The organism is Ruegeria intermedia (assembly GCF_900129345.1).
Lineage (GTDB): Bacteria > Pseudomonadota > Alphaproteobacteria > Rhodobacterales > Rhodobacteraceae > Ruegeria > Ruegeria intermedia.
Window position 1 is genome coordinate 32,076 of sequence record NZ_FQVK01000018.1, and the last position, 22,993, is coordinate 55,068.

Below are 22,993 nucleotides of genomic sequence, written 5' to 3' on the forward strand. Positions count from 1 at the left end.
CCGATCAAATTCCCAGCTTGCGCGACAGGTCGATCATCCGCTGCACCGAAAGGCGCGCTTTTTCGGCCACGTCGGGGTCAACCTCGACCTGGCCGGTCATGGTGTCCAGCGCATACAGAACCTTTTCCAGCGTGATCTTCTTCATGTAGGGGCACATGTTGCAGGGCCCGACGAAATCGACCTGCGGCAGCGCGTCGGCGATGTTCGACGCCATCGAACACTCGGTGATCAGCATCGCCTTTTCGGGCTGTTCGTCGGTGACATATTTGATGATGCCGCTGGTAGACCCTGAGAAATCGGCCTCGGCCACCACGTCGGGCGGGCATTCGGGATGCGCGATCAGGCGGGTGCCCGGGTTCCATTCGCGGAACTCGCGCAGGTCCTGCGCCGTATATTGTTCGTGCACGATGCACGAGCCTTCCCACCAGACCACGTTCTTCTGCGGCACGTCGCGGGCCACGTTCTGCGCCAGATACTGGTCAGGCGTCATGATGACCGTGTCGCTGTCCATCGCCGCGACGATCTGCGCCGCGTTCGACGAGGTGCAGCAGATGTCGGATGCCGCTTTCACCTCGGCCGTGGTGTTCACATAGGACACGACCGGCGCGCCGGGATAGCGGCGGCGCATTTCGGCAATGCCTTCGGCGGTGATCGACTCGGCCAGCGAACAGCCGGCCTCCATGTCTGGCATCAGAACCGTCTTTTCGGGGCTGAGGATCTTCGAGGTCTCGGCCATAAAATGTACGCCGCATTGCACGATCACGTCCGCCTCGACCTCGGTCGCCCTGATGGCCAGTTGCAGGCTGTCGCCGACGAAATCGGAAACGCCGTGATAGATCTCGGGCGTCATGTAATTGTGGCCCAGGATCACCGCGTTGCGTTCGGCTTTCAGATCGTTGATCGCCTTGACATAGGGCGCGTAGATCGCCCAGTCCGCCGGAGAGACGACACGCGACATGCGGTCGTAGATGTCGCTCATGCTGGCGGCCAGCTCGGGCGAGGGGGTCAGGTCGTATTTCTCGGCAAGATGCGCGCGCTGCGCGGGATGGTCGAACACTTGGTCTGATTTCCGCCTGGTGAGTTCCTGTGCCTGTTCATATGGGGATTCCGTCCCGTTGGCCACAACCTGCCAACGGAAAATATGCCGCATCACCACGCGTTATGCGGTGCGCGGCTGTGGAACTCCGGGCAGATGCCGGGTCAGAGCTCGGCCTGGCACCACACGCAGTCATGATCCGACAGCGGCTTGCCCCCGGCCGTCAGGGATGGCAGCAGCCCTCGGTCCCGGCATGTCAGCCCCCTGCCCGCGAACCAATCCAGCTTCATCACCCGGTCCGGGTGCGGCGTGATCAGGCTGGGGCGTGTGGTGTGACCTTCGGCGGTAAACGCCCAGCTGTATCCGCGGGCCTCGGCCATGGAAAACAGCGTTTCCCGGCGCCAGTCGAAATCGGGCGGCAGGTGGTTGCCGGTGTTCAGGTCTCCGCCGATCAGCACCGGCATGTCCGGCGCAAACGCCTCGACCGCATCCAGCAGTTTTTCGAACTGCGCGTGCCGGTGCGCGGCGGCGGCGTTGCTTTCCAGATGCGTCGACACCACGCAGAGCGGCCCGGCCGTTGTCGGAACTTCGGCCAGGATCGCCATCCGCCCGCCCAGCCGCGGCTGATCGGGGTCGGCCGCGCCGCTGTCGGCGGCGAACCAGTGGCCGTGATCGTCCAGCCGCAGCAGCGCGGTCCGTCTGAAGGGCACCGCCGACAGGATCGCATTGCCGTGCCAGCCCAGCGTGTTGAAATCATCCCTGCAAAAGGCGCGTTCGGTCGGGCCACCAAGGTCCAGCTCGTGGAACTCGACGCCAAAGACATAGGCCATGTTCAGATGCGCGGCCATCTCCTCGGTCGTGTGGCGCTGTGCGGTGCGGGCCATGCCGTGATCGACCTCGGACAGCAGCACGATATCCGGCGCGACCGGCGCCAGATGCGCGGCGGTCTCAGCCGGGAAAAGACAACGCTCGACGTTCCAGGCCGCGACCGTCAGAACCGGGTCAAGCATGGCCCGCGTCGCCTGCCCACCCAGTTGCAGCGCGTTCATGGCAGGGGTTTCCGCCATCAGGGCACGATGCGCTTCGGCGGTGCGCGGCGCGGACAGAATGCGCGCGCGCGCGGCCTCGGAGACGGGAGGCAGAGCCGCGACGGTCTGGGTGATCACAGGGCTTTTCCGGTTTCCGGGTGGAACAGGGTGATGGCGTCGGACTTCAGCGCGATCCGGGTCTCGCCCGGTGCGGCCTCGACATCCTTGCCGACATGGATGGTGAACTCCTGATCGGCCAGCCGCCCGTGCAGCAGCCGATGCGCGCCCAGTTCCTCGATGATGTCGACATGGAAGGAAATCGAGCCTTCGGCGCCCAACACCACGTCCTCGGGGCGAATGCCCAGGGTCACCGCGCCAGACCCTTCGGCCGCGGCCAGCACCGTGTCGCCGTTGATCATCACGCGGCCGCCGTCCAGCCGTGCGCTGATCAGGTTCATCGGCGGCGCTCCCATGAAGCTGGCCACGAAGGTCGAGGCCGGGCGGTGATAGATCTCGGCCGGTGTGCCGATCTGTTCGATCCGGCCCGCGTTCATCACGATGATGCGGTCGGCCATGGTCATCGCCTCGACCTGGTCATGAGTGACGTAGATCGAGGTCACGCCCAGACGCCGCTGCAGCGCCTTGATCTCGATCCGCATCTGGTTGCGCAACTTGGCGTCCAGGTTCGACAGCGGCTCGTCGAACAGGAACAGCGCCGGATCGCGGACGATGGCCCGCCCCATGGCGACCCGCTGGCGCTGGCCGCCCGACAGCTGCGAGGGCTTGCGGTCGAGGTACTCGTTCAGGTTCAGCATGGCGGCGGCCTCGGCCACCTTCCGCTCGATCACGTCCTTGGGTGTCTTGCGGTTCTTCAGACCATAGGCGATGTTCTTGCGCACGCTCATGTGCGGGTACAGCGCATAGTTCTGGAACACCATGGCGATGTCGCGATCGGCCGGATCGACGTCATTCATGACGCGGCCATTGATCGTCAGTTCGCCTTCGGTGATCTCTTCCAGCCCGGCCACCATGCGCAGCAATGTGGACTTGCCGCAGCCTGACGGGCCGACCAGCACCACGAACTCGCCATCGCCGATGTCGAAACTGGACGGGGTCAGCGCCTCGGCGCCGTTGGGATAGACTTTTCGGATGTTCTTCAGGGATACCTGAGCCATTTGTTTTTCTGCCTTACTTGTCGGATTCCGTCAGGCCCTTGACGAACCAGCTTTGGAAGAAGATGACGACCATGACTGGGGGGATGATGGCGATGATCGCCAGCAGGTTGGCCCGGCCGTATTCGGGAATGCGGTTGCCTTCCAGCACCTGCGTGATCTGCTTGATCCCGCGCACCAGGGTGAACATGTCCTCTTCGGTGGTGATCATGGTGGGCCACAGATACTGGTTCCAGCCATAGACGAACATGATGATGAACATCGCCGCGATCATGGTGCGCGACAGAGGCACCAGGATGTCGATGAAAAACTTCACCGGACCGGCGCCGTCGATGCGCGCGGCCTCGACCAGTTCTTCGGGGACCGAGCGGAAGAACTGCCGGAAAAAGAACGTGGCCGTGGCCGAGGCGATCAGCGGGATGATGAGGCCCTGATAGGTGTTCAGCATCCCCAGCTTCTGCACCACCTCGTACGAGGGCAGAATGCGCACCTCGAGCGGCAGCAGCAGCGTGGTGAAGATCACCCAGAAGGCCAGCGTGGCGAACCGCATCCGGAAATAGACGATCGCATAGGCGGCCATCATCCCGATGAGGATCTTGCCCAGGGCAAAGCCGATGCCCAGGATGAACGAGTTCTTGAGCATGTTCAGGCCGGTATTCTGCCCCGAAAAGCCCGAGGCCTGAAACATCGCCTTGTCGAAATTCTCGGGCAGTTGGTGCCCGATCGTCAGGCTGGGGCCGGTCTTGATCACCTCGACATCCGGAACCGTGGTCATCTGCAGGACCATCAGCAGCGGCAGCATCATGAACAGCGAGCCCACGATCAGAACCGCGTGATCGCCGATGGCGCCCCAGCGGATGCGGCGCTTGCGTGGCGGCGTGTGCGAGGCGGCGTGGTCGATCACACCTGCATTTGCTTCGGTCATCGTCTGCCCTCCTCAGGTATAGTGAATGCGGCGTTCGACCAGCCGGAACTGGAACACCGTCAGCGCCAGAACCAGCACCATCAGAACAACCGACTGTGCCGAGCTGCCGCCCAGGTCGTTGCCGCGGAACCCGTCCACATAGACCTTGTAGACCAGCGTCATCGGGTTGTTGCCCGGCTCGCCCTTGACCATGGTGTCGATCACGCCGAACGTGTCGAACAGCGAATAGGTGATGTTGGTGATCAGCAGGAAGAACCCGGTCGGCGCCAGCAGCGGAAAGGTCACGTCCCAGAACCGTCCCGAGGCCGAACGGTTGTCGATCAGCGCGGCTTCGCGCACCGATTTCGGGATCGATTGCAGCCCGGACAGGAAAAAGATGAAATTCACCGGCACCTGTTTCCAGACGGACACGATCACCATCGCGGTGGCGGTGTCGTTGAAATTGACGCCCAGTTTGAAATCCCACCCGATCGAACGCGCCAGTTCGGTCAGCGGCCCCCAGCTCTGGTGGAACATGATCAGACCGATGAAGCCCGCAACGGGCGGCGCCACGGCATAGACCCACATCAACAGCGTGCGATAGGTCTTGGCCCCGCGCAGCACGTTGTCGGCCTTGACCGCCAGCAGCAGCGCGATGGACAGTGACAGAAAGGTGACCAGAACGGTGAAGATCACCGTGAACCAGGCGATGCTGAGGTATTCGCCGTTGCCTGCAAGGTCCTTGTAATTGTCCAGCCCGACGAAGGTCGATCCGAATCCGAACGGATCCTGCAGGAAGAACGACGACTGCACCGCATGCGCGGCGGGCCAATAGAAAAAGACCGCGATGATCACAAGCTGCGGCATCAGCAGCAGGATCGGCAGCCAGCGGGCGGTAAAACCAGCGCGTTTCATGAATTCTCCGGATAACGGAGGGCGGCCGCAAGACCTGCGGCCGCCCGTTTTGCGTCAGTGGGTCAGTTCTGGGTCTTCGCGAACCGCTCCAACAGGGCGTTGGCTTCGGTTTCGATGTTGTTGAACGCGTCCTCGACCGAGGTCTCGCCGGTCAGGATGCGGCCGTATTCACGGTTCATCACGTCGCGGATCTGGACGTAGAAGCCCATGCGGTAACCCTTGGTATGCTTGCCGGCCGGCAGCGACAGCTGCTTGATGCCCACCTCGGCCGCGGGGGCGCGGTCATAGTGACCATCGGCCTTGGCCATTTCATAGGCGGCGGTGGTGATCGGAACGTAACCGGTCTCGCGGTGCCACATGTATTGGGTTTCCGGCTTGGTCAGGAACTCAAAGAACGCGGCGGTGGCCTTGTTTTCCTCGTCGCTCTTGCCGGCCATCGCGAAGAGGGCCGCGCCGCCGATGAAGGTCTGCTTGGGCTCTTTCGTCACGCTTTCCCAATAGGGCAGGAAGGTGGCCGAGAATTCAAACGGCAGGTCCTTCTTGGACAGACCGCCGAACGAACCGGACGACCCCAGCCAGATGGCGACCTTGCCTTCTTCGAACGGGGTCTGGTTGTCGCTCCAGCCGGTGCCGTACCACTCGAAGAAGCCCTTGTCCTTCCAGTCCTTGACGGCGGTGAAATGGGCCTTCATCGCGTCGTTGTTGACCAGGATCTTGGTGCCTTCGGCGCCTTCATAGCCGTTGTCGTTGGTGGCGAACGGCAGGTCGTGACGCGAATGGAAGTTCTCGGTGAAGATCCACGGCAGGTGCGATTGCGACAGGCCGATGTAACCGGCCTCTTTCAGCGCCGGGGCGGTTACGGTCTGGAACTCTTCCCAGGTTTTCGGCGGGGTCACGCCGGCTTTTTCCAGCGCATCCACGTTGTAATACATGATGGGCGAGGACGAGTTGAACGGCATGCCGATCATCTTGCCGTCGCTGTCGGCATAGAAATAGCGCACGCCCGAGATGTAGTCCTCGATGTTGAATTCCACGCCGTTGTCCTGCAGCAGGTCCTGCACCGGCACGGTCGCGCCCTTGGCTCCGATCACGGTGGCGGCGCCTGCGTCGAACACCTGCAGGATGTTAGGCTGTTCACCGGCGCGGAAGGCGGCGATGCCTGCGGTCAGGGTTTCCTCGTAGGTGCCCTTGAAGACCGGAGTGATCTTGTAGTCGTCCTGCGAAGCGTTGAAGTCCTCGGCAATCTGGTTGACGGTATCGCCAAGGGCGCCGCCCATGGCATGCCACCATGTGATTTCAACCTCGGCCATGGCGGCGCTGGCCACCATCGCGATCGCGGCGGCCGACGCGCCCAACTTGAATTTCTGCATGTGAATCCTCCGGTTCGTGTTTGGCCCTTTCGGGCGGGCAAAGCCCATGAAACTGTGCGGGCGCAAGGCCCAAAGAACGCGCGCACATGGTTTGCATTTTTTTCTGGCCAATATGCACACGTGTTCACTAGCTTCTAAGCATGACACTTTGGTGAAAGAATCGATTCAGTTCAACAAATTCCTGCATTCTGGCATCTGGTACCGATCAGGCATGACCGACACATCGAAAAAACCGCCCTCGCGGCCCCGCCGGGTCACCGCCAAGACCGTTGCCGATCTGGCCGGGGTTTCGCGGTCGGCGGTGTCGCGCGCCTTCACGCCGGGCGCTTATGTCGAATCGGAGAAACGCAGGCGCATTCTGCAGATCGCCGCCGAAACCGGGTACCAACCCAACGCCCTGGCGGCGGGGCTTAAGGGCGGCCAGTCGAACCTGGTCGCGGTCTTTGTCGGCGACATGCGCAGCCCCTACGACGCCGCCTTCGTCGGGCAGCTGACGCGGCGACTGATCGGGATGCGGAAATGGCCGATCCTGGTCGATCAGGCGAACGGCCAACCCGAGGCCGCCTTGGATGACCTTCTGCGGTTTCCTCTGGATGCGCTGATCCTGCGCGGCGGCAGCATGTCACAGCAGATCGTCGAACGTTGCGCCCGGTTCAACGTGCCCACGATTTCGTCGGGACGGCCGGTCGAGGGGCCGGGTGTCGACACCGTGTGCTGCCGCAATGCCGATGGCCTGCGCCGGTTGACCGAGTTGCTGGTTCAGCGTGGCTGTCGCAGGTTCGGATTTCTCAATGGCCCGCGCGAGTTCTACTCGTCATCGCAGCGCCGCACGGGGGTGTTGCAGGCTCTGACCCAGGCCGGGCTGCCGCTGGTGGCCGAAGCCCGGGGCGACTATACGGTCGAGGGCGGGCACGCGGCTGCGCTTGAACTTCTGAACCGGCACCGCATCGATGCGTTGATCTGCGCCAATGACGCCATGGCGATCGGCGCGCTGGCGGCGGCAAGGGCAGTGTCGCTGGACGTGCCCGGCGACCTTGCCGTCACCGGATTTGACGACATCGACATGGCCGGTTGGCCGATCTTCAACCTGACCACGGTGCGCAACCCCATCGACCAGGCTGTCGATGCGATCATCCACCTTCTGGATCTGCGCCAGGCCGAGCCGAAGAAGGCCCCGGACCGCATCGACCTGGATCCGGTCATGATCGAGCGTGGCACGCATTGAGCCGCGGCGCACAGCCGGGCCTTCCAGGGTCAGGCCGGACCACCGTCGAATGGCCCGAGCTCAACGCCGCTCTCCTGCAGGGCCTGGCGCACCCGGGCGGCGATCTTCACGGCCGTCGGCGTGTCTCCGTGCAGGCAGATCGTGTCGATGCGGGTCGGGATATGCTTGCCGCTTTCAGTGATGATCGCCCCGGTCTTGACCATCTCGACCATGCGCGCGGCGGCCCGGTCGGGGTCGTGGATCACGGCGCCCGGCAGACTGCGGTCAACCAGCGTGGCGTCATCGTTGTAGGCGCGATCGGCAAAGATCTCGCAGGCCACCGGACAGCCCAGGTCGCGCGCGGCGCGCTGCTGGGCGGTTCCGGCCAGAACCATGATGATCAGATCCGGTGCCACCGACAACGCCGCCTCGTAGCAGGCCCGCGCCATCGCCTGATCTTCGGACGCCATGTTGGCCAGCGCGCCGTGCAACTTCAGATGACGCACCTGCCCGCCCGCCGCCCGCGCCATCGCCTGCGCCGCGCCGACCTGATAGCGGATCAGGTTCTGCAGTGACGGCAGGGGATAGTGCATCCGCTGACGCCCAAAGCCGTGCAGATCGGCAAAGCCGGGATGCGCGCCGATGCCCACGCCGTTTTCGACCGCCTGCGCCATCGTCGTGGCCATCACGTCCCAGTCGCCCGCATGAAACCCGCAGGCCACGTTGGCCGACGTCACGATCTTCAGCAGCGCCGCGTCATCGCCCATTTTCCAGGGGCCAAAGCTTTCGCCCATATCGGCGTTCAGATCGACTTGATGTGCCATGGCACAGGCTCCTTTTCTACAAAACGTCCTCTTCGCCGGCGATGGCGCCGCTGATCAGTTGATAGGATAGCAGGTCGGACAGGCTGCGCGGATCGCGGATCAGCGGGCGCAGCGCCCGGGGCAGCGCGGCGCGGGCCTGGGCGGCGGCGCGCTCGGCTGACACCGCCTCGTCCAGCGACACGAAGCGGAACTGCAGGTCGGCCCCGGCGGGGGCCTGCGCCACCTTGGGCAGGTCGCAGGGCAGAACGGTGCCGATGCGGGGATAGCCGCCGGTGGTCTGGCACTCGGCCAACAGCACGAAGGGCGTGCCGTCGCCGGTGACCTGGATGTCACCGGGCACGATGGATTCTGACAGCACGCTGCGCCCGCCCGAGACATGAAAGCCCGGTCCGTCGCTTTCCAGCCGCACGCCCATGCGGTTGGCGCGCGCGTCCCGGCGGAACGTAGTGGTTTGCAGCCGCTCCAGAACGTCGGCGGCGAACAGGTCGGTCTGGCAACTGGCCACGATGCGGATCTCCCCGCCCGAGAACCGGTCCTCGGGGTCGAAGGTCATGCCGGTTGCACCGCCCGCGTCCGGGCTGATCGCCAGCCGGTCCCCCGCCTTCAGCACGGCTCCGATCCCCGCCGTCAGATGCGCCGAACAGGCGCCAAGAACCAGATCGCCCTGCACCCCGCCACCGACGCTGAGATATCCATAGCTGCCGGCCACGGCCGGCCCGATGCTAAGCCGGGCGCCCGCAGGCAGCAGGTGCGAGGCGTTCCAGACCGCCGTCGTGCCATCGATCTGCGCCCGCATCCGCGCGCCAGTCAGGGCGATGCGCAGATCCTGATCGGCCTGGAATTCGCCGCCCATGCCAGCCATTTCCACGGCGGCAAGACTGTCAGCCTGCCCCAGCAACGCCGCGCCCTCGGCCAATGCAAGCCGGTCCACCGCACCGCCGCGCGACAGGCCCATGTCCAGATATCCGGGCCGCCCCATGTCCTGAACCGTCAGGCCGGGCCCGGCGCGCAAAATGGTCAGATGCGCGCTCATGCCAGCGTCTCGCAACTGGCGCCGCCGCGCGGATCGCTGCGCATCCGCGCCAGCGTTTCCGGATCAATGGGCGTGAACTGCACCTCATCCCCGGGGCGCAAAAGGAAGGGTTCGGGCATATCGGGCTGGAACAAACGGATGGCAGTCTGGCCCACATGCTGCCATCCGGTCGGCGTGGTGACCGAGAACAGCACGAGCTGCCGCAGCGCCACCACCAGCGCGCCTTCGGGTACGCGCGGGGTCAATTCCTTTTGCCTTGGGATGTCCCAGGCGGGCGGCAGTTCACCCAGATAAGGCTGGCCGGGGGCAAAGCCGATGGTCTGTACCCGCACCCGCGCCTGGGACAGCGACCGGATCGCCTCGGCCTCGGACAAGCCCGCCGCCTGCGCCGCCTGCCCCAACTGCGGTGCCAGATCCGTGCCAAAGACGGTGGGCACCCGCCAGAACCTGCGCCCGCCGGGCAGGTCGGCCGCGTACCAGTCGTGCTGGTCCAGCAGCGCCTGCACCTGCCGGTGCAACGCGGCATGCGACAGGCGCAGCGGATCGAACCGGACGAAGGCCGACACTAGCGAGGACGAGGTTTCCTCGACCCCCGCCCAGCCCTTCGACTCGAGCGCGGCGCGAAAGGCCAGCGCGGCCCGGTTGGCCGGTTCGCTGAGTGCGGCGGCAAAGCTGATCAACAGCCCGTCCACCCCGGCGGTTCGTATGATCGGAAAATCCTGCATCGCCCCCGTCACATCTGGTTCGGCAGATAGGTCACGATGCCGGGGAACACCACGATGATCACCAGCGCCACGATCATCAGGAAGAAGAACGGCAGCGCCGCATGCGCCACCCGCAGGATGTCGCGCCCGGTCAGCGATTGCAGCACGAACAGGTTGAAACCCACGGGCGGGGTGATCTGCGACATCTCGACCACGATCACCAGGAAGATGCCGAACCACAGCGGGTCGATCCCCGCCTGCATCACCATCGGCATGATCACCGAAGCCGTCAGCACCACGACCGAGATCCCGTCCAGAAAGCACCCCATGATCACGAAGAACACGGTCAGTGCCGCCAGCAGCGTGAAGGTGGACAGGCCCAGCGACCCGATCCATTCTGCCAACACGCGCGGAATGCCGGTGAAGCCCATCGCCACGGTCAGGAACGAGGCCCCTGCAAGAATGAAGGCAATCATGCACGAGGTCACCGTGGCCCCCATCAGCCCGTCGACGAAGCTGGCCCGGGTCAACGTACCCTCGCGCCAGGACAGCAGCAGCGCCAGCACCACGCCCACGGCGGCCGCATCGGTGGGCGAGGCGATCCCGGCATAGATCGAGCCGATCACACCGACGATCAGCAGGATCACCGGCACAAGTCGGCGCGAGCGACGCAGTTTTTCTGCGAAACTCGCCCGGATGTCCTCGGTGGGCAGGCTCGCGCGGTTGAGCAGCGCCCAGATCGCGACATAGCCCACGAACAGCCCCACCAACAGCAGCCCCGGCAGCACCCCGGCGACGAACAGGCGAGCGATGGATTGCTCGGTTGCCACGCCATAAACGATCAGGATGATCGACGGCGGGATCAGCAGGCCCAGCGTGGCCGAGCCGGCCAGCGTGCCGATGATCATCTTTTCGGGGTAGCCCCGGCGCGAGAGTTCCGGGATCGACAGCTTGCCGATCGTGGCCGCCGTGGCCGCCGACGACCCCGACACTGCCGCAAAGATCCCGCAGGCAAAGACGTTCACATGCAGCAATTGCCCCGGCAGCCGGTTCATCCAGGGCGACAGGCCGGTGAACATGTCCTCGGACAGGCGCGAGCGGAACAGGATCTCGCCCATCCAGATGAACAGCGGCAGCGCCGCCAACGCCCAGGAATTGCTGTGCCCCCACAAGGTGGTCGCCATGACCAGCCCCAGCGGCGCATCGGAGAACAGCGCCATCGCCGCAATCCCGACGCCCAGCAGCGAAAACGCCACCCACAGGCCTGACCCCAGAAAGGCGAACAGCAGAACAAGAAGAATGATGGAAAGCGTGGCAATCGACATCTGCTGGCCCTATTCGCTCAGAAGGTTTTCGCCCTTGCCGTCCCAGCTGGGCGCGTGGCCCGCCAGCAGACCGACCAGTTCGTCGACAAGGGCAAGAGTCAGGATGGCCAGCCCCAGCAGGACCGGCATCTGCACGATCCACAACGGCACCGAGACCATGCCCGGGCTGCGGTCGCCATATTCCAGCGACTCCAGAACCAGCAGGCCCAGATACCAGGTGGCGTAGGCGCTCATGGCCAGGGCAACCGTCACCACGCAGATCTCGGTCAGGCGGCGCGGCCCCTTGGGCATTCGCCCGATCAGCAGCGTCACCCGGATATGCCCGCCGGCGCGCAGCGCATAGGCCAGCGCCAGAAAGCTGGATGCGGCCAGAAAGAACCCGGTGAAATCGGCATAGGACGGGATGGTCAGGCCCACGCCCTGCCCGGTCAGCGCGGCCCAGATCTTGTCGGCCAGGTTCAACCCGACCTGCGCAAAGACCAGCACGACGATGGCCAGAATGAACAGCGCCGCCAATCCGCCGGCCGCACGATAGATGAAATCAAGACTGCGGCGCAGCATCGCCATCCCCTCCCCTTGTTGTCGAACCCGGCCGGACGTGTCGCGCCCGGCCGGGCCGGATCGTTTACTGTTGATAGGCCTGCAGCAACGCGGCGCCGTCTTCGCCGGCCTTGGCCTTCCAGTTTTCAAGCATCTGCGCGCCGATTTCACGCAGGCCAGCCATCAGTTCTTCGGATGGCTGCACCACGGTGATGCCGTTTTCCTGCAGAACCGCGGTCTGCTTGGCGGTCTCGGCCTGGCTCATCTCCCAGCCGCGAGCCTCGGCGGCGGCGGCGGCCTCCAACACGGCGGCCTGGGTCGCGTCATCCAGACGGCGGAAGGCGCGCTTGTTCACCACGACGACGTTTTTCGGAATCCAGGCCTGGATGTCGGTGTAGTGGGTCAGGAAGTCCCACGCCTTCGAGTTCACCCCGGTCGAGGGCGAGGTGATCATCGCTTCGACCCGGCCGGTACTGAAGGCCTGCGGAATGTCCGGCACCTCGACCTGCGTGGGCGCAGCACCCGCCAGGTTGGCGAATTCTTCCAGCGTGGCGTTGTAGGTGCGGAACTTCAGGCCCGCCAAGTCATCCACGCTGTTGATTTCCTTGGTCGTGTACAGGCCCTGCGGCGGCCACGGCACGGCGTACAGCACCATCATGCCTTGCCCGTCCAGCAGACCGTTGATCACGTCTTTCTGTGCCGCCCACAGCTTTTGGGCGTCGTCATAGTTGGTGGCCAGGAAGGGCAGCGAATCCGCGCCGAAAGCCGGGTTGTCATTGGCCAGCAGCGACAGGAAAAACTCTCCGATCGGCACCTGGCCGCTGCGCACGGCTTTGCTGATCTCGGGGTGCTTGAACAGAGATCCGGCGGAATGGATCTTGATTTCAAGCGCCCCGTCGGTGGCCGCGGCCACGTCCTTGGCGAATTCGTGGATGTTGACGGTGTGGAAAGTGGCATCCGGATAGGGCGTCGGCATGTCCCAGGTCTCGGCCTGCACCTGCATGGCCAACCCGGCCAGCGCGGCCACCGCGCCACCGGCAATCTGCATCAGTTTCATTTTGGCTCTCCCTGCTTGAATACTGGCGCAGAGGCTGACTCAACGTTTGCGATTTGTCAACGTTTTGTTATTATCCTGTCGGAAACGCTTCCGAATCCGAATCCCAAAGCGTTGAAAACATGCGCCATTCATGCCAAAACGTTGATAATTCCCCAGCGTTTTGCAGATCAAAAGGCCCGAAAATATCCGATTCTCAGCCCGACAACCGCCGCATCGTATCATCCCGCCACCTGGCCGAGGGCGAGGGCTGGGAATTGTCCGAGCTCGAATTCGGCCTGATCATCGTCTACAATGCCTTTTCCCGCTGGATGACGCGCTGCATGGCGGCGGCCGGGCAGGCCGACCTCAGCCCGCTTGACATTCTGATCCTGCACAACGTCAACCACCGCGGCCGCGACAAGCGCCTGACCGACATCTGCTTTCTTCTCAACATCGAGGACAGCCACACCGTGAATTATGCCCTGCGCAAACTGCTCAAGGCCGGGCTGCTGACGTCGGAAAAACGCGGCAAGGAAGTATTCTACCGCACCTCGCCCGAGGGCGTGGCCCTGTGCGACGCCTATCGCAAGGTGCGCCAGCAATGTCTGCTGGAAGGCCTGCCCGCCACCGACCTGTCCGGCGACGATCTGCGCGAGCTGGCCCGCAACCTGCGCGCGCTGTCCGGCCACTACGATCAGGCGAGCCGCGCCGCGGCCTCGCTCTGACGGTCCGCCCTATTCCGCCGCTTGCACCCGGTTCGGTTTGGTCAGTGTTTTCCACGCGTCGTACTGCGACAGGAACACCTGCCCGTTCAGCTCGTCGAGGAAGTGGGACTGTTTGAGCCGGTCCATGACCGGGCCCTTGACCTCGCTCAGATGCAGCCCGACGCCCATATCGCGCAGGCGGTGATTGATCGCCTCGAGGCTTTCGAGCGCCGAGAAGTCGACCTCGTTCACCGCCGAGAACATCAGCACCACGTTGCGGATCTTGCAGCCCTCGGTCACGCGCGACTGGATCAGATCCTCGAGGAAGCGGGCGTTCACGAAGTACAGGCTTTCATCCACCCGCAGCGTGACCAGCGTGGGGTCGGTTTCAACCTTGTGGCGCAGGATGTTGCGGAAATGCTGGGTGCCCGGCACCAGTCCCACCTCGGCCACATGCGGGCGCGAAGTCTTGTACAGATGCAGCAGGATCGAGAGCGCCACACCGCTGGCCACGCCGGTCTCGACCCCGGCCAGCAGGGTCAGCAGAATGGTGGCGGCGACGGCGGCAAAATCGGCCCGCGAATAGCCCCAGGTCTTTTTCAGGATCGACAGGTCCACCAGGCTGAGCACCGCCACGATGATCGTCGCGGCCAGCGTCGCCTTGGGCAGGAAATAGACCAGCGGGGTCAGGAACAGCGCGGCAATCGCCAGCCCGCCGGCGGTATAGATGCCGGCCGCCGGGGTCTCGGCGCCCGCGTCGAAGTTGACGACCGAGCGCGAGAAGCCGCCGGTGACCGGAAAGCCCCCGGTGAACGCGGCGCCCAGATTGGCCGCGCCCAGGCCGATCAGTTCCTGATCGGGATCGACGCGCTGACGTTTCTTGGCCGCCAGCGTCTGCGCGACCGAGATGCTTTCGACGAAGCCGATGATCGAGATCAGGATGGCGGGCACCAGCAGCGCGCCGACCAGGTCCGAGGACAGCCCCGGCAGGGTCAGCGGCGGCAGGCTTTGGGGCACCTCGCCCACGATCTTGACGCCGCGCGCGTCCAGCCCGAAGGCCCAGACCGACAGGGTGGTCACCACCACCGCCGCCACCGGCCCGGCCTTGGTCAGCACATCCGCCAGCAGCGGTGGCACGCCCATGCGCCGCAGCGCGGGTTTGAGGTTTTTGCGCACCCAGAACAGGAACGCCGTGGCCAACACGCCGATGATCAGCGTGATCCAGTTGGTCTGGCCGAGATTCTCGACAATCGAACCCAACATTTGCGGCAAGGTGTGCCCATGCGCGCTGACCCCCAGGATGTGTTTCAGCTGGCTGGTGGCGATCAGGATGCCCGAGGCGGTGATGAAGCCCGCGATCACCGGATGAGACAGGAAGTTGGCCAGAAAGCCCAGCCGGAACACGCCCAGCAACATCAGGAATCCGCCCGACAGAAAGGCCAGCGTCAGCGCCGCCACCGCATATCCGGCGGTGCCCTGTTCGGCCACCTGCCCCACGGCACTTGCCGTCAGCAGCGACACCACCGCCACCGGCCCCACCGCCAGCGCCCGGCTGGTTCCGAAGACCGCATAGAGTATGATCGGCACGATCGAGGCATAGATCCCCGCCTCGGGCGGCAGCCCCGCCAGCAGCGCATAGGCCAGCGATTGCGGGATCAGCATGATCGTCACGATCACCGCCGCAATCATGTCATTGGACAGCGCCGCCCGGTCGTACCGGCGGCCCCAGTCAAGAATGGGAAGGTAGCGATAAAGGCTCTGCATGGGGTCTCGTCCTGGAAAGGCGACGGTCAGAGCGAGGAGGCTCTGACCGCCAGGTCATGGCCTGATAACCGCAGCGTCAGGCCAGAACTTGCGCCGGTTTCACCGGCGTCGGTTTCGAGGGGGTCAGGTTGTTTATTCGGCCGCCACCTTCAGCGGCTCGGGCTTGGCCATCCATTCCTTGCCCTTCAGCATCGCCGACCAGTAGATCGGCGGCAGCAGCTTTTCCTTCAGGAACCAGGCCGCGCGGCTGGGCCTGGTCCCGTCGATCAGGAATTTCGGGAAGCTGGGCTTCATCACCCCGCCATAGCCGAACTCGGCCAGAACGATCTTGCCGCGTTCCACCGTCAGCGGGCACGAGCCGTAACCGTCATAGGCCGCCACCGGGGCGCGGCCCTCGATATCGGCCACGATGTTGTCGGCCACCACCGGCGCCTGCTTGCGCGCGGCGGCCGCGGTTTTCGCGTTCGGCGCGTTCATCACGTCGCCCAGCGACCAGATGTTGTCAAAGCTCTTGTGCCGCAGCGTCGCCTGATCCACATCGACCCAGCCCGCCGCATCCGCCAGCGGCGACACCCGGATGAAGTCCGGTGCCACCTGCGGCGGGCAGACATGCATCATGTCGAACTCGACAGTCACCTGCTCGGGCTCGGCATCGGGCTTGGCCACCTTGAACGTGGCGGTCTTCGCCGCCCCGTCCACCGCCACAAGATTGTGGAAGAAGTTCAGCGTGGCGTCGTATTTCCTGACATACTCCATCAGCGCCGGGACATAGTCCTTGACCCCGAACAGCACCCCGCCCGCGTTCATGAACTGGATGTCGATATCCTTCAGAACCCCGCGCCGGACCCACGCGTCACCCGACAGATACATCGCCTTCTGCGGCGCGCCGGCACATTTGATCGGCATCGGCGGCTGCGTGAACAGCGCCCGGCCCGCCTTCAGCCCCTCGACCAACTGCCAAGTGTAGGGCGCCAGGTCATAGCGATAGTTCGAAGTCACCCCGTTGCGGCCCAGCGTTTCCTCCAGCCCCTCGACCGCGCTCCAGTCCAGCTTGAGCCCCGGAGACACTACCAGACGGTCGTATTTGACCACCCGGCAACCATCCAGAATGACGGCGTTGTTCTGCGGCTCGAACGCGGCCACGGCGGCCTTGATCCACTTGACCCCGCGCGGGATCAGCGACCCCATCGTCTTGGCCGTCTGTTCGGGCGTGAACACGCCGCCGCCCACAAGGGTCCAGCCGGGTTGATAATAGTGCACGTCCGACGGATCGATGATGGCGATCGACAGGTCGGACTTGCGCGCATGCAGGCTGGCGGCGGTGGCGATGCCCCCGGCCCCGCCGCCCACGATCACCACGTCAAAGGACGCATCGCCGGTATCGGTCGGGGTCTTGCCACCATTGGCGATGCGGCGGGCGACGCCGCTCATGTCATACCCGGCGGCCTTGGTCGCGGCCAGGATCTCGGGCACGGGCCGACCCTGCGCGGCCTCGTGCAGCGACCACAGCGTGGCCGAGCGCGTGCCCGTCCGGCAATAGGCCAGGATCGGACCGGGCAGTTCGGTCAGGGCCTGTCCGAAGGCGCGGGCATCTTCGTCGCGGACCAGGCCGGATTGGACCGGAACATAGCGCGACTCGATACCCAGTCTTTCTGCGGCGGCCTCGATTTCCTCGAATGTGGGCTGGTCAGCCCCTTCACCGTCGGGCCGGTTGCAGATGATGGCCCGGATCCCCGCCGCCTTGATGGCGGCAAGGTCGTCCGGTGTGATCTGCGGCGACACCGACAACTGATCTGAGATTTTCCTGATTTCCATCGTCGCCTCCCGCGATCAGAGCTTGTTCACCGGAACCTTCAACATCTGGTTGCCGTCCTGGTCGGTCGGGATGTCGCCCGCCCGGATGTTGACCTGGATCGACGGGATGATCAGCGTCGGCATCGCCAGCGTCGCGTCACGCTCGGTGCGCATCTTGATGAACTCGTCCCGCGTCTTGCCGCCGCCCACATGGATGTTGTGCGCCTTCTCCTCGGCCACCGTGGTTTCCCAGCGGATGTCCCGCCCGTTCGGGCCATAGTCGTGGCACATGAACAGCCGCGTCTCGTCCGGCAGGCTCAGCACCTTCTGGATCGAGTCATACAGAGTGCCCGCATCCCCGCCCGGAAAATCGGCCCGGGCCGAGCCGCCATCGGGCATGAACAGCGTATCCCCCACAAAGGCCGCATCACCCACCACATGCACCATGCAGGCCGGCGTATGGCCCGGCGTGTGCATGGCAAAGGCGGTCATGTTGCCGATCTTGTAGGTCATGCCGTCGGTGAACAGCGCATCGAACTGGCTGCCGTCGCGCTGGAACTCGGTGCCTTCGTTGAAGATCTTGCCAAAGACCTCCTGCACGATCTTGATGTTCTCGCCGATGCCGATCTTGCCGCCCAGCTTCTGCTGGATGTAGGGCGCCGCCGACAGGTGGTCGGCATGGGCATGCGTCTCGATGATCCATTCCAGCTTCAGCCCCTGCCTTTCGATCTCGGCGATCAGCAGATCTGCATGCTCGAAGGTGATCCGGCCGGCGGCATAGTCGATGTCCATCACGCTGTCGATGATTGCGCAGGCGTTCGACGTGGGGTCCTTGACGATATAGCTGATCGTCGCCGTCGCCTCGTCATAGAACCCCTGAACCTCGGGCTTGACGCTCAGATCGACCGGATAGTCGGAAATCGGTGTCGCGATCGCATCCGCCATCCGCTGGTTGTGGGTGTCGATTGAATTCTGATCGTTCATGATTTTGTCTCCTCTTGGGCGCTCAGGCCTTGGCCGAGCGCGAATACAACGGTTTGTCCTGCAGGATCCGGGCCAGGGCCAGGCCCACGGCGACGGCGCCCAGGAACAGCACCACCTCCCACCGTCCGGCACCCAGGGCCGGAATGGCCGCGCCGGGGCAGAACCCGGCGATGCCCCATCCGATGCCGAACAGAGCCGATCCGCCGATCAGCTTGCCGTCGATGACGGTCGAGGTCGGAATCTGGAACCGCGCGGCAAACAGGGGCGCCTTCCGACGCCAGACCAGTCGGTAGCCGATGAAGGTCACCACAAGCGCACCGCCCATCACGAAGGCCAGGCTGGGATCCCAGGTGCCGGCAATGTCAAAGAAGTTCAGGACCTTGGCCGGGTTCATCATGCCCGAGATGGCAATCCCCACGCCGAAGACGAGGCCGGTCAGGAAGGTATGGAACAGTTTCATCGGCTTACCCTCCGATCACATGGCGGATGACGAAGACGGTAATGGCGGCGGTTGCCATGAAGGTCGGGACCGCCACCAGCGACCGCACCGACAGGCGCGACAGGCCGCAAACACCGTGGCCCGACGTGCACCCGGACCCGAGGCTGGCCCCAAGCCCGACGATGACACCGCCGACGGCAATCATCAGCGGGCTGACCGGAACGTCGATCGCCGGCATCGTACCGGTGACCGCGAAGATCAGCGCCGGCGCCACGACCATGCCCGCCACCAGAGCCAGACGCCATGAGATTTCCGAGGCATTCTCGGGGAAAACCAGCCCCGACATGATCCCGGTCGCTCCCATGATGCGGCCCAGCCCCAGCATCAGCAGAACCGCCCCCAGGCCGATCAGCAAACCGCCCCCGAAAGAAGCGAAAGGTGTGAAAACAGTCTCCATGTCAGGTCCTCTTGCAGGTTTTGATGCCCAAGACACCATAAAGCGGGCAGATCCGCAGCGCCGAAGTGACCAGCATCACCACGCCGACGATCACGGCGCCCCATTTCCCGAGCCCACCGTCGAAAAACGGCAATTCGCTGGCAAATGCCAAGTACAACAGAACCAGTCCCAGCGCGGCGCGCAGGATGCGGTCCAAAGTTCCCACATTTGTGGTCATGATGCCCTCCACATTCCAAGTCTGGAATGACATATAGGGCCGGTTCCCGGGCTCTTCAGTGACAATGTCACGAAAGCCAAAGGATTTCAGGATAAAATCAGCCGCTTTGCGCCAGCGCCTGCAAGGCCGCCTTGTCGGCAAGAGTGACCCGCCCGCGCGACTGGGTGATCAACTCGCGCTTCTGAAAATCGTTCAGGACGCGCGAGATCACTTCACGGGCGGTGCCAAGTTCGTCGGCCAGTTGCTGGTGGGTCACCTGTATCTCGGACGCCGCGCCCGCCAGCGCCAGCAACCGTTTCGCCAACCGCACATCGATGCGTCCGAAGGCGACATCGTCGACCACCCGCAAAAGATCGATCAACCGGCGCGAATAGGCCTCGAAGACAAAGCCGCGGAACGCGTCTTCTTCGGCCGCCAGCCGATCGAACTCGGCCTTCGGCAGAACAACGGCCGTGACGTCCGTTTCCGCGATCCCCTGGGCATTGTATGCCTCCTCGGCCAGCATGCAGGCAGTGGTCAGAACGCAGCTGTCGCCGGCCTCGACCCGATACAGAACGATCTCGCGCCCCGCACCCGACCGCTGGGATACCCGAATTCGCCCGTCGTACAGGAACAGCAGGCTTTCGGGCACGTTGTCCGGGCCAAACACCTGCGCACCCTTCGGAAACCGCACCATGCGCGCCGCCTTGCGCAGCCGGTCGCGGACCCGGTCCGGCAAGCGGCGGGTTCCATTGAACCGGTCGGTCCAGTCCGGCTGCCTCATGTCGGCGTTCGCATTATCAGACCGATGCTCCTATCCATCGCCAGGCCCCACCAGCCACAATGTTGCTGCCCCAACTTGGGGGCCGCATCCGCGAAGGTCAAGCAATCGCCGCCGGGGGCGCTGCGCTTACAGCGCCGCGCGGAACAGTTGGGTCAGGTTGTCCTCGGTCAATTCGATCGGGTTGCCACCACACGAGGGGTCAATGATCGCACCCTTGACCAGCTCCGGGATCGCATCCCCGGTCACGCCCAGATCGGACAGCGTGCGCGGGATGCCCAGCGAGTCGTTGAATTCCTGCACGAAGGCCCGGAACCCGTCGAACCCGCCGGAAATGCCCAGGTAAGCCGCGGCCGCGTCGAACCGGTCGGCAATCGCAGGGGCATTGAACTCCAGAACCGCGGGCATGCAGACCGCGTTGGTGGTGCCGTGATGGGTGTTGAACACCGCACCGATCGGGTGGCTCATGGCGTGAATCGCGCCCAGTCCCTTCTGGAAAGCCGTCGCACCCATGGCAGCCGCGCTCATCATCTGGGCACGCGCCTCGATGTCGGTGCCGTCCGCATAGGCGCGCGGCAAGTACTCCTTGACCAGCCGCATCCCCTCCAGCGCGATGCCCTGGCTCATCGGATGGTAATGGGGGCTGGAATAGGCCTCGACGCAATGCGCAAAGGCATCCAGGCCGGTCCCGGCGGTGATGAATTTCGGCATGCCCACGGTCAGTTCAGGGTCGCAGATCACCACGGTCGGCAGCACCTTGGGGTGGAAGATGATCTTCTTGGCATGGGTTTCCGAGTTGGTGATGACGCTGGCGCGGCCGACTTCCGAGCCGGTGCCGGCCGTCGTCGGCACGGCGATGATCGGCGCGATCGCTTCGGCATCCGCACGGGTCCACCAATCGCCGATGTCCTCGAAATCCCAGACCGGCCGCGTCTGACCGGCCATGAAAGCGACCATCTTGCCCAGATCCAGCCCCGATCCACCGCCAAACGCGATCACACCGTCATGTTCACCCGCCTTGTAGGCGACGACGCCAGCTTCGAGGTTCTTTTCGTTCGGGTTCGGGTCGACCTCGCTGAACAGGCCGCGGCCCAGCCCGGCGGCCTCGAGAATGTCCAGCGTCGCGGCGGTGATCGGCAGATCGGCCAGGCCGCGGTCGGTGACCAGAAGCGGGCGTTTGATCCCCGCCGCCGCGCAGGCCGCGGGCAGTTCCTTGATGCGGCCCGCGCCGAATTTGATCGTGGTCGGATAGGACCAGTTTCCAACAAGACTCATGTCAGCTTTCCTTGTGTCTAAGGCCTGCCCCGGCGAGGGGGGCGGTCCGGGGCAGGCAAATCGTCCTCAGCCCGTCACCTTCTTCAGGTGGTAGGATTTGGGACGTGTCAGGTTGTGATATCCGATGATCGACAGGCCGCCGCCGCGGCCGGTATTCTTGCACCCGGTCCAGCACAGGCCCGGGTCAAGGTAATCGGCCCGGTTCATGAACACGGTTCCAGTCTCGATCCGATCACCGACGCGTTCGGCCCGCGCCACGTCGCGCGTCCACAGCGAGGCGGTCAGGCCGAATTCGCTGTCATTCATCAAGGCAATGGCCTCGTCATCCGAGGACACCTTCATGATCCCCACGACCGGGCCAAAGCTTTCGTCGCGCATCACCCGCATGTCGTGTGTGACGTTGGTCAGGATCTGCGGCGTCAGATAGGCGCCGCCGTCATCCTCGGCAAAGGTCTCGATATGCGCCACGGCACCGGCGGCCACGGCCTCGGCGATCTGCGCGCGCACCTCGTCGGCAAAGCGCACGTTGGCCATCGGCCCCAGCGTCGTTTCCGGGTCCAGCGGGTTGCCCAGCTTGTAGCCCCTGACGATCTCGACCGCCTTGGCGACGAAGTCGTCATACAGGCTTTCATGCACATAGATCCGCTCGATCCCGCAGCAGCACTGGCCCGAGTTGAACATGGCCCCGTCGATCAGCGTCTCGACCGCCGCATCCAGATCGGCATCCTCCATGACATAGCCGGGGTCCTTGCCCCCCAACTCGGTGCTGACGGGGGTAAAGGTTCCGGCCACTGCCCGTTCCATCGCCTGCCCTCCGGCGACCGAGCCGGTGAAATTCACGAAATCGAACGCCTTGCCGGCAATCAGATCGTTGGTCACGTCATGGCTCAGAAACAGGTTCTGGAACACGTTCTCCGGCACGCCAGCCGAGTGGAAGGCCCGCGCCATCCGTTCGCCCACCAACAAGGTCTGCGTGGCATGTTTCAGCACAACCGTATTGCCCGCGATCAAGGCGGGCGCCACCGTGTTGATCGCCGTCATGTACGGATAGTTCCAGGGGGCCACGACGAACACCACCCCATGCGGCACGCGCTTGATGTAGCGCTTGAACGTCTCGTCCTCGCCCACGGCGATATCAGCCAGCGCATCGCGCGCAATGCCCGCCATATAGGTCGCGCGTTCGTTGAAACCGCCGAACTCGCCACCATAGCGCACCGGCCGGCCCATCATCTGCGCCAGTTCCGGTACGATCTCGTCATTCATCGCCCCCACGGCGGCAACGCCGGCCGTCACCAGATCGATCCGCTCCCGCAATGGCCGCGCCGCCCAATCCGCCTGCGCTGCCCGCGCCCGACCCGCTGCGGCGAACGCCGCGTCCCGATCCAGCGCAGTCCGCTCGGCAAACACCGATCCGTCGATCGGCGAGATACATTTCAACACCTGACCCATTGGTCACTCCATCCTCAAGCAAAGCAGGCCCGCTGCTTCATCTGGCCAAAAATATCTCG

General features: G+C 64.4%; 23 protein-coding genes. 2 read left to right on the forward strand and 21 right to left on the reverse strand.

Going from position 1 to position 22,993, the window contains the following annotated elements:
• Positions 1–4: 4 nt before the first annotated feature.
• From nadA to F3H26_RS13225, 6 genes are all read right to left on the reverse strand, one after another.
• Entirely contained in the window at positions 5–1,057 is a 1,053-nt protein-coding gene (gene nadA, locus F3H26_RS13200) for a quinolinate synthase NadA (RefSeq protein ID WP_149776501.1), read from the reverse strand.
• Between the two features lie 143 nt (positions 1,058–1,200).
• Positions 1,201–2,199, reverse strand: a complete 999-nt coding sequence (locus F3H26_RS13205) for an endonuclease/exonuclease/phosphatase family protein (protein WP_149776544.1) — start codon at positions 2,197–2,199, stop codon at positions 1,201–1,203.
• Positions 2,199–3,239, reverse strand: a complete 1,041-nt coding sequence (locus F3H26_RS13210; RefSeq protein WP_149776502.1) for an ABC transporter ATP-binding protein — start codon at positions 3,237–3,239, stop codon at positions 2,199–2,201. The genes F3H26_RS13205 and F3H26_RS13210 overlap by 1 nt, the downstream gene beginning before the upstream one ends.
• A 13-nt stretch (positions 3,240–3,252) precedes the next feature.
• Positions 3,253–4,161: an ABC transporter permease subunit gene (locus F3H26_RS13215; protein WP_149776503.1), complete on the reverse strand. Its 909-nt coding sequence runs from the start codon at positions 4,159–4,161 to the stop codon at positions 3,253–3,255.
• A 12-nt stretch (positions 4,162–4,173) separates the two neighbouring features.
• Positions 4,174–5,055 carry an ABC transporter permease subunit gene (locus F3H26_RS13220; protein ID WP_149776504.1) on the reverse strand — a complete coding sequence of 294 codons (882 nt, stop codon included), beginning with the start codon at positions 5,053–5,055 and terminating at the stop codon, positions 4,174–4,176.
• Between the two features lie 62 nt (positions 5,056–5,117).
• Positions 5,118–6,425, reverse strand: coding sequence for an extracellular solute-binding protein (locus tag F3H26_RS13225; RefSeq protein ID WP_149776505.1), 1,308 nt, complete (start codon positions 6,423–6,425; stop codon positions 5,118–5,120).
• Between the two features lie 151 nt (positions 6,426–6,576).
• On the opposite strand from F3H26_RS13225, the gene F3H26_RS13230 reads away from it, so the two are divergent.
• Complete coding sequence (locus tag F3H26_RS13230; protein WP_223162503.1) at positions 6,577–7,650, forward strand: LacI family DNA-binding transcriptional regulator; 1,074 nt, start codon at positions 6,577–6,579, stop codon at positions 7,648–7,650.
• A gap of 29 nt (positions 7,651–7,679) precedes the next feature.
• Here F3H26_RS13230 and F3H26_RS13235 read toward each other — a convergent pair whose 3' ends face one another.
• The 6 genes from F3H26_RS13235 to F3H26_RS13260 all read right to left on the reverse strand — a co-directional run bounded on the left by F3H26_RS13235 (position 7,680) and on the right by F3H26_RS13260 (position 13,112).
• Positions 7,680–8,453, reverse strand: a complete 774-nt coding sequence (locus tag F3H26_RS13235; RefSeq protein ID WP_149776506.1) for a LamB/YcsF family protein — start codon at positions 8,451–8,453, stop codon at positions 7,680–7,682.
• Positions 8,454–8,469: 16 nt separating this feature from the next.
• On the reverse strand, positions 8,470–9,486 hold the full coding sequence (locus F3H26_RS13240; RefSeq protein WP_149776507.1) for a 5-oxoprolinase subunit C family protein: 1,017 nt from the start codon (positions 9,484–9,486) through the stop codon (positions 8,470–8,472).
• Positions 9,483–10,211, reverse strand: a complete 729-nt coding sequence (locus F3H26_RS13245; RefSeq protein WP_149776508.1) for a 5-oxoprolinase subunit B family protein — start codon at positions 10,209–10,211, stop codon at positions 9,483–9,485. The genes F3H26_RS13240 and F3H26_RS13245 overlap by 4 nt, the downstream gene beginning before the upstream one ends.
• Before the next feature lie 8 nt (positions 10,212–10,219).
• Positions 10,220–11,515: a TRAP transporter large permease gene (locus F3H26_RS13250; protein ID WP_149776509.1), complete on the reverse strand. Its 1,296-nt coding sequence runs from the start codon at positions 11,513–11,515 to the stop codon at positions 10,220–10,222.
• Between the two features lie 9 nt (positions 11,516–11,524).
• Positions 11,525–12,076, reverse strand: coding sequence for a TRAP transporter small permease (locus F3H26_RS13255; RefSeq protein ID WP_316635609.1), 552 nt, complete (start codon positions 12,074–12,076; stop codon positions 11,525–11,527).
• 64 nt (positions 12,077–12,140) lie between these two features.
• Positions 12,141–13,112, reverse strand: coding sequence for a TRAP transporter substrate-binding protein (locus tag F3H26_RS13260; protein WP_149776511.1), 972 nt, complete (start codon positions 13,110–13,112; stop codon positions 12,141–12,143).
• A 182-nt stretch (positions 13,113–13,294) separates the two neighbouring features.
• Between F3H26_RS13260 and F3H26_RS13265 the strand changes: the two genes are divergently transcribed.
• The gene (locus tag F3H26_RS13265; protein WP_005977298.1) at positions 13,295–13,816 is read left to right on the forward strand and encodes a winged helix DNA-binding protein; all 522 of its coding nucleotides are present in this window, start codon (positions 13,295–13,297) and stop codon (positions 13,814–13,816) included.
• Between the two features lie 9 nt (positions 13,817–13,825).
• On the opposite strand, the gene F3H26_RS13270 is transcribed toward F3H26_RS13265, so the two are convergent.
• The 9 genes from F3H26_RS13270 to F3H26_RS13310 all read right to left on the reverse strand — a co-directional run bounded on the left by F3H26_RS13270 (position 13,826) and on the right by F3H26_RS13310 (position 22,934).
• Positions 13,826–15,559: a SulP family inorganic anion transporter gene (locus F3H26_RS13270; protein WP_149776513.1), complete on the reverse strand. Its 1,734-nt coding sequence runs from the start codon at positions 15,557–15,559 to the stop codon at positions 13,826–13,828.
• Positions 15,560–15,691: 132 nt separating this feature from the next.
• Positions 15,692–17,374, reverse strand: coding sequence for a TIGR01244 family sulfur transferase (locus tag F3H26_RS13275; RefSeq protein ID WP_149776514.1), 1,683 nt, complete (start codon positions 17,372–17,374; stop codon positions 15,692–15,694).
• A gap of 15 nt (positions 17,375–17,389) precedes the next feature.
• Positions 17,390–18,274: an MBL fold metallo-hydrolase gene (locus F3H26_RS13280; protein ID WP_149776546.1), complete on the reverse strand. Its 885-nt coding sequence runs from the start codon at positions 18,272–18,274 to the stop codon at positions 17,390–17,392.
• An 85-nt stretch (positions 18,275–18,359) separates the two neighbouring features.
• Positions 18,360–18,797 carry a DUF6691 family protein gene (locus F3H26_RS13285; RefSeq protein ID WP_149776515.1) on the reverse strand — a complete coding sequence of 146 codons (438 nt, stop codon included), beginning with the start codon at positions 18,795–18,797 and terminating at the stop codon, positions 18,360–18,362.
• A gap of 4 nt (positions 18,798–18,801) precedes the next feature.
• Positions 18,802–19,233, reverse strand: coding sequence for a YeeE/YedE family protein (locus F3H26_RS13290; protein ID WP_149776516.1), 432 nt, complete (start codon positions 19,231–19,233; stop codon positions 18,802–18,804).
• Position 19,234: 1 nt separating this feature from the next.
• Positions 19,235–19,450 carry a YgaP family membrane protein gene (locus tag F3H26_RS13295; RefSeq protein ID WP_149776517.1) on the reverse strand — a complete coding sequence of 72 codons (216 nt, stop codon included), beginning with the start codon at positions 19,448–19,450 and terminating at the stop codon, positions 19,235–19,237.
• Between the two features lie 97 nt (positions 19,451–19,547).
• The gene (locus tag F3H26_RS13300; protein ID WP_149776518.1) at positions 19,548–20,213 is read right to left on the reverse strand and encodes a Crp/Fnr family transcriptional regulator; all 666 of its coding nucleotides are present in this window, start codon (positions 20,211–20,213) and stop codon (positions 19,548–19,550) included.
• A gap of 126 nt (positions 20,214–20,339) precedes the next feature.
• Positions 20,340–21,485 carry an iron-containing alcohol dehydrogenase gene (locus tag F3H26_RS13305; RefSeq protein ID WP_149776519.1) on the reverse strand — a complete coding sequence of 382 codons (1,146 nt, stop codon included), beginning with the start codon at positions 21,483–21,485 and terminating at the stop codon, positions 20,340–20,342.
• Positions 21,486–21,551: 66 nt separating this feature from the next.
• Positions 21,552–22,934, reverse strand: a complete 1,383-nt coding sequence (locus tag F3H26_RS13310) for an aldehyde dehydrogenase family protein (RefSeq protein WP_149776520.1) — start codon at positions 22,932–22,934, stop codon at positions 21,552–21,554.
• Positions 22,935–22,993 lie beyond the last annotated feature (59 nt).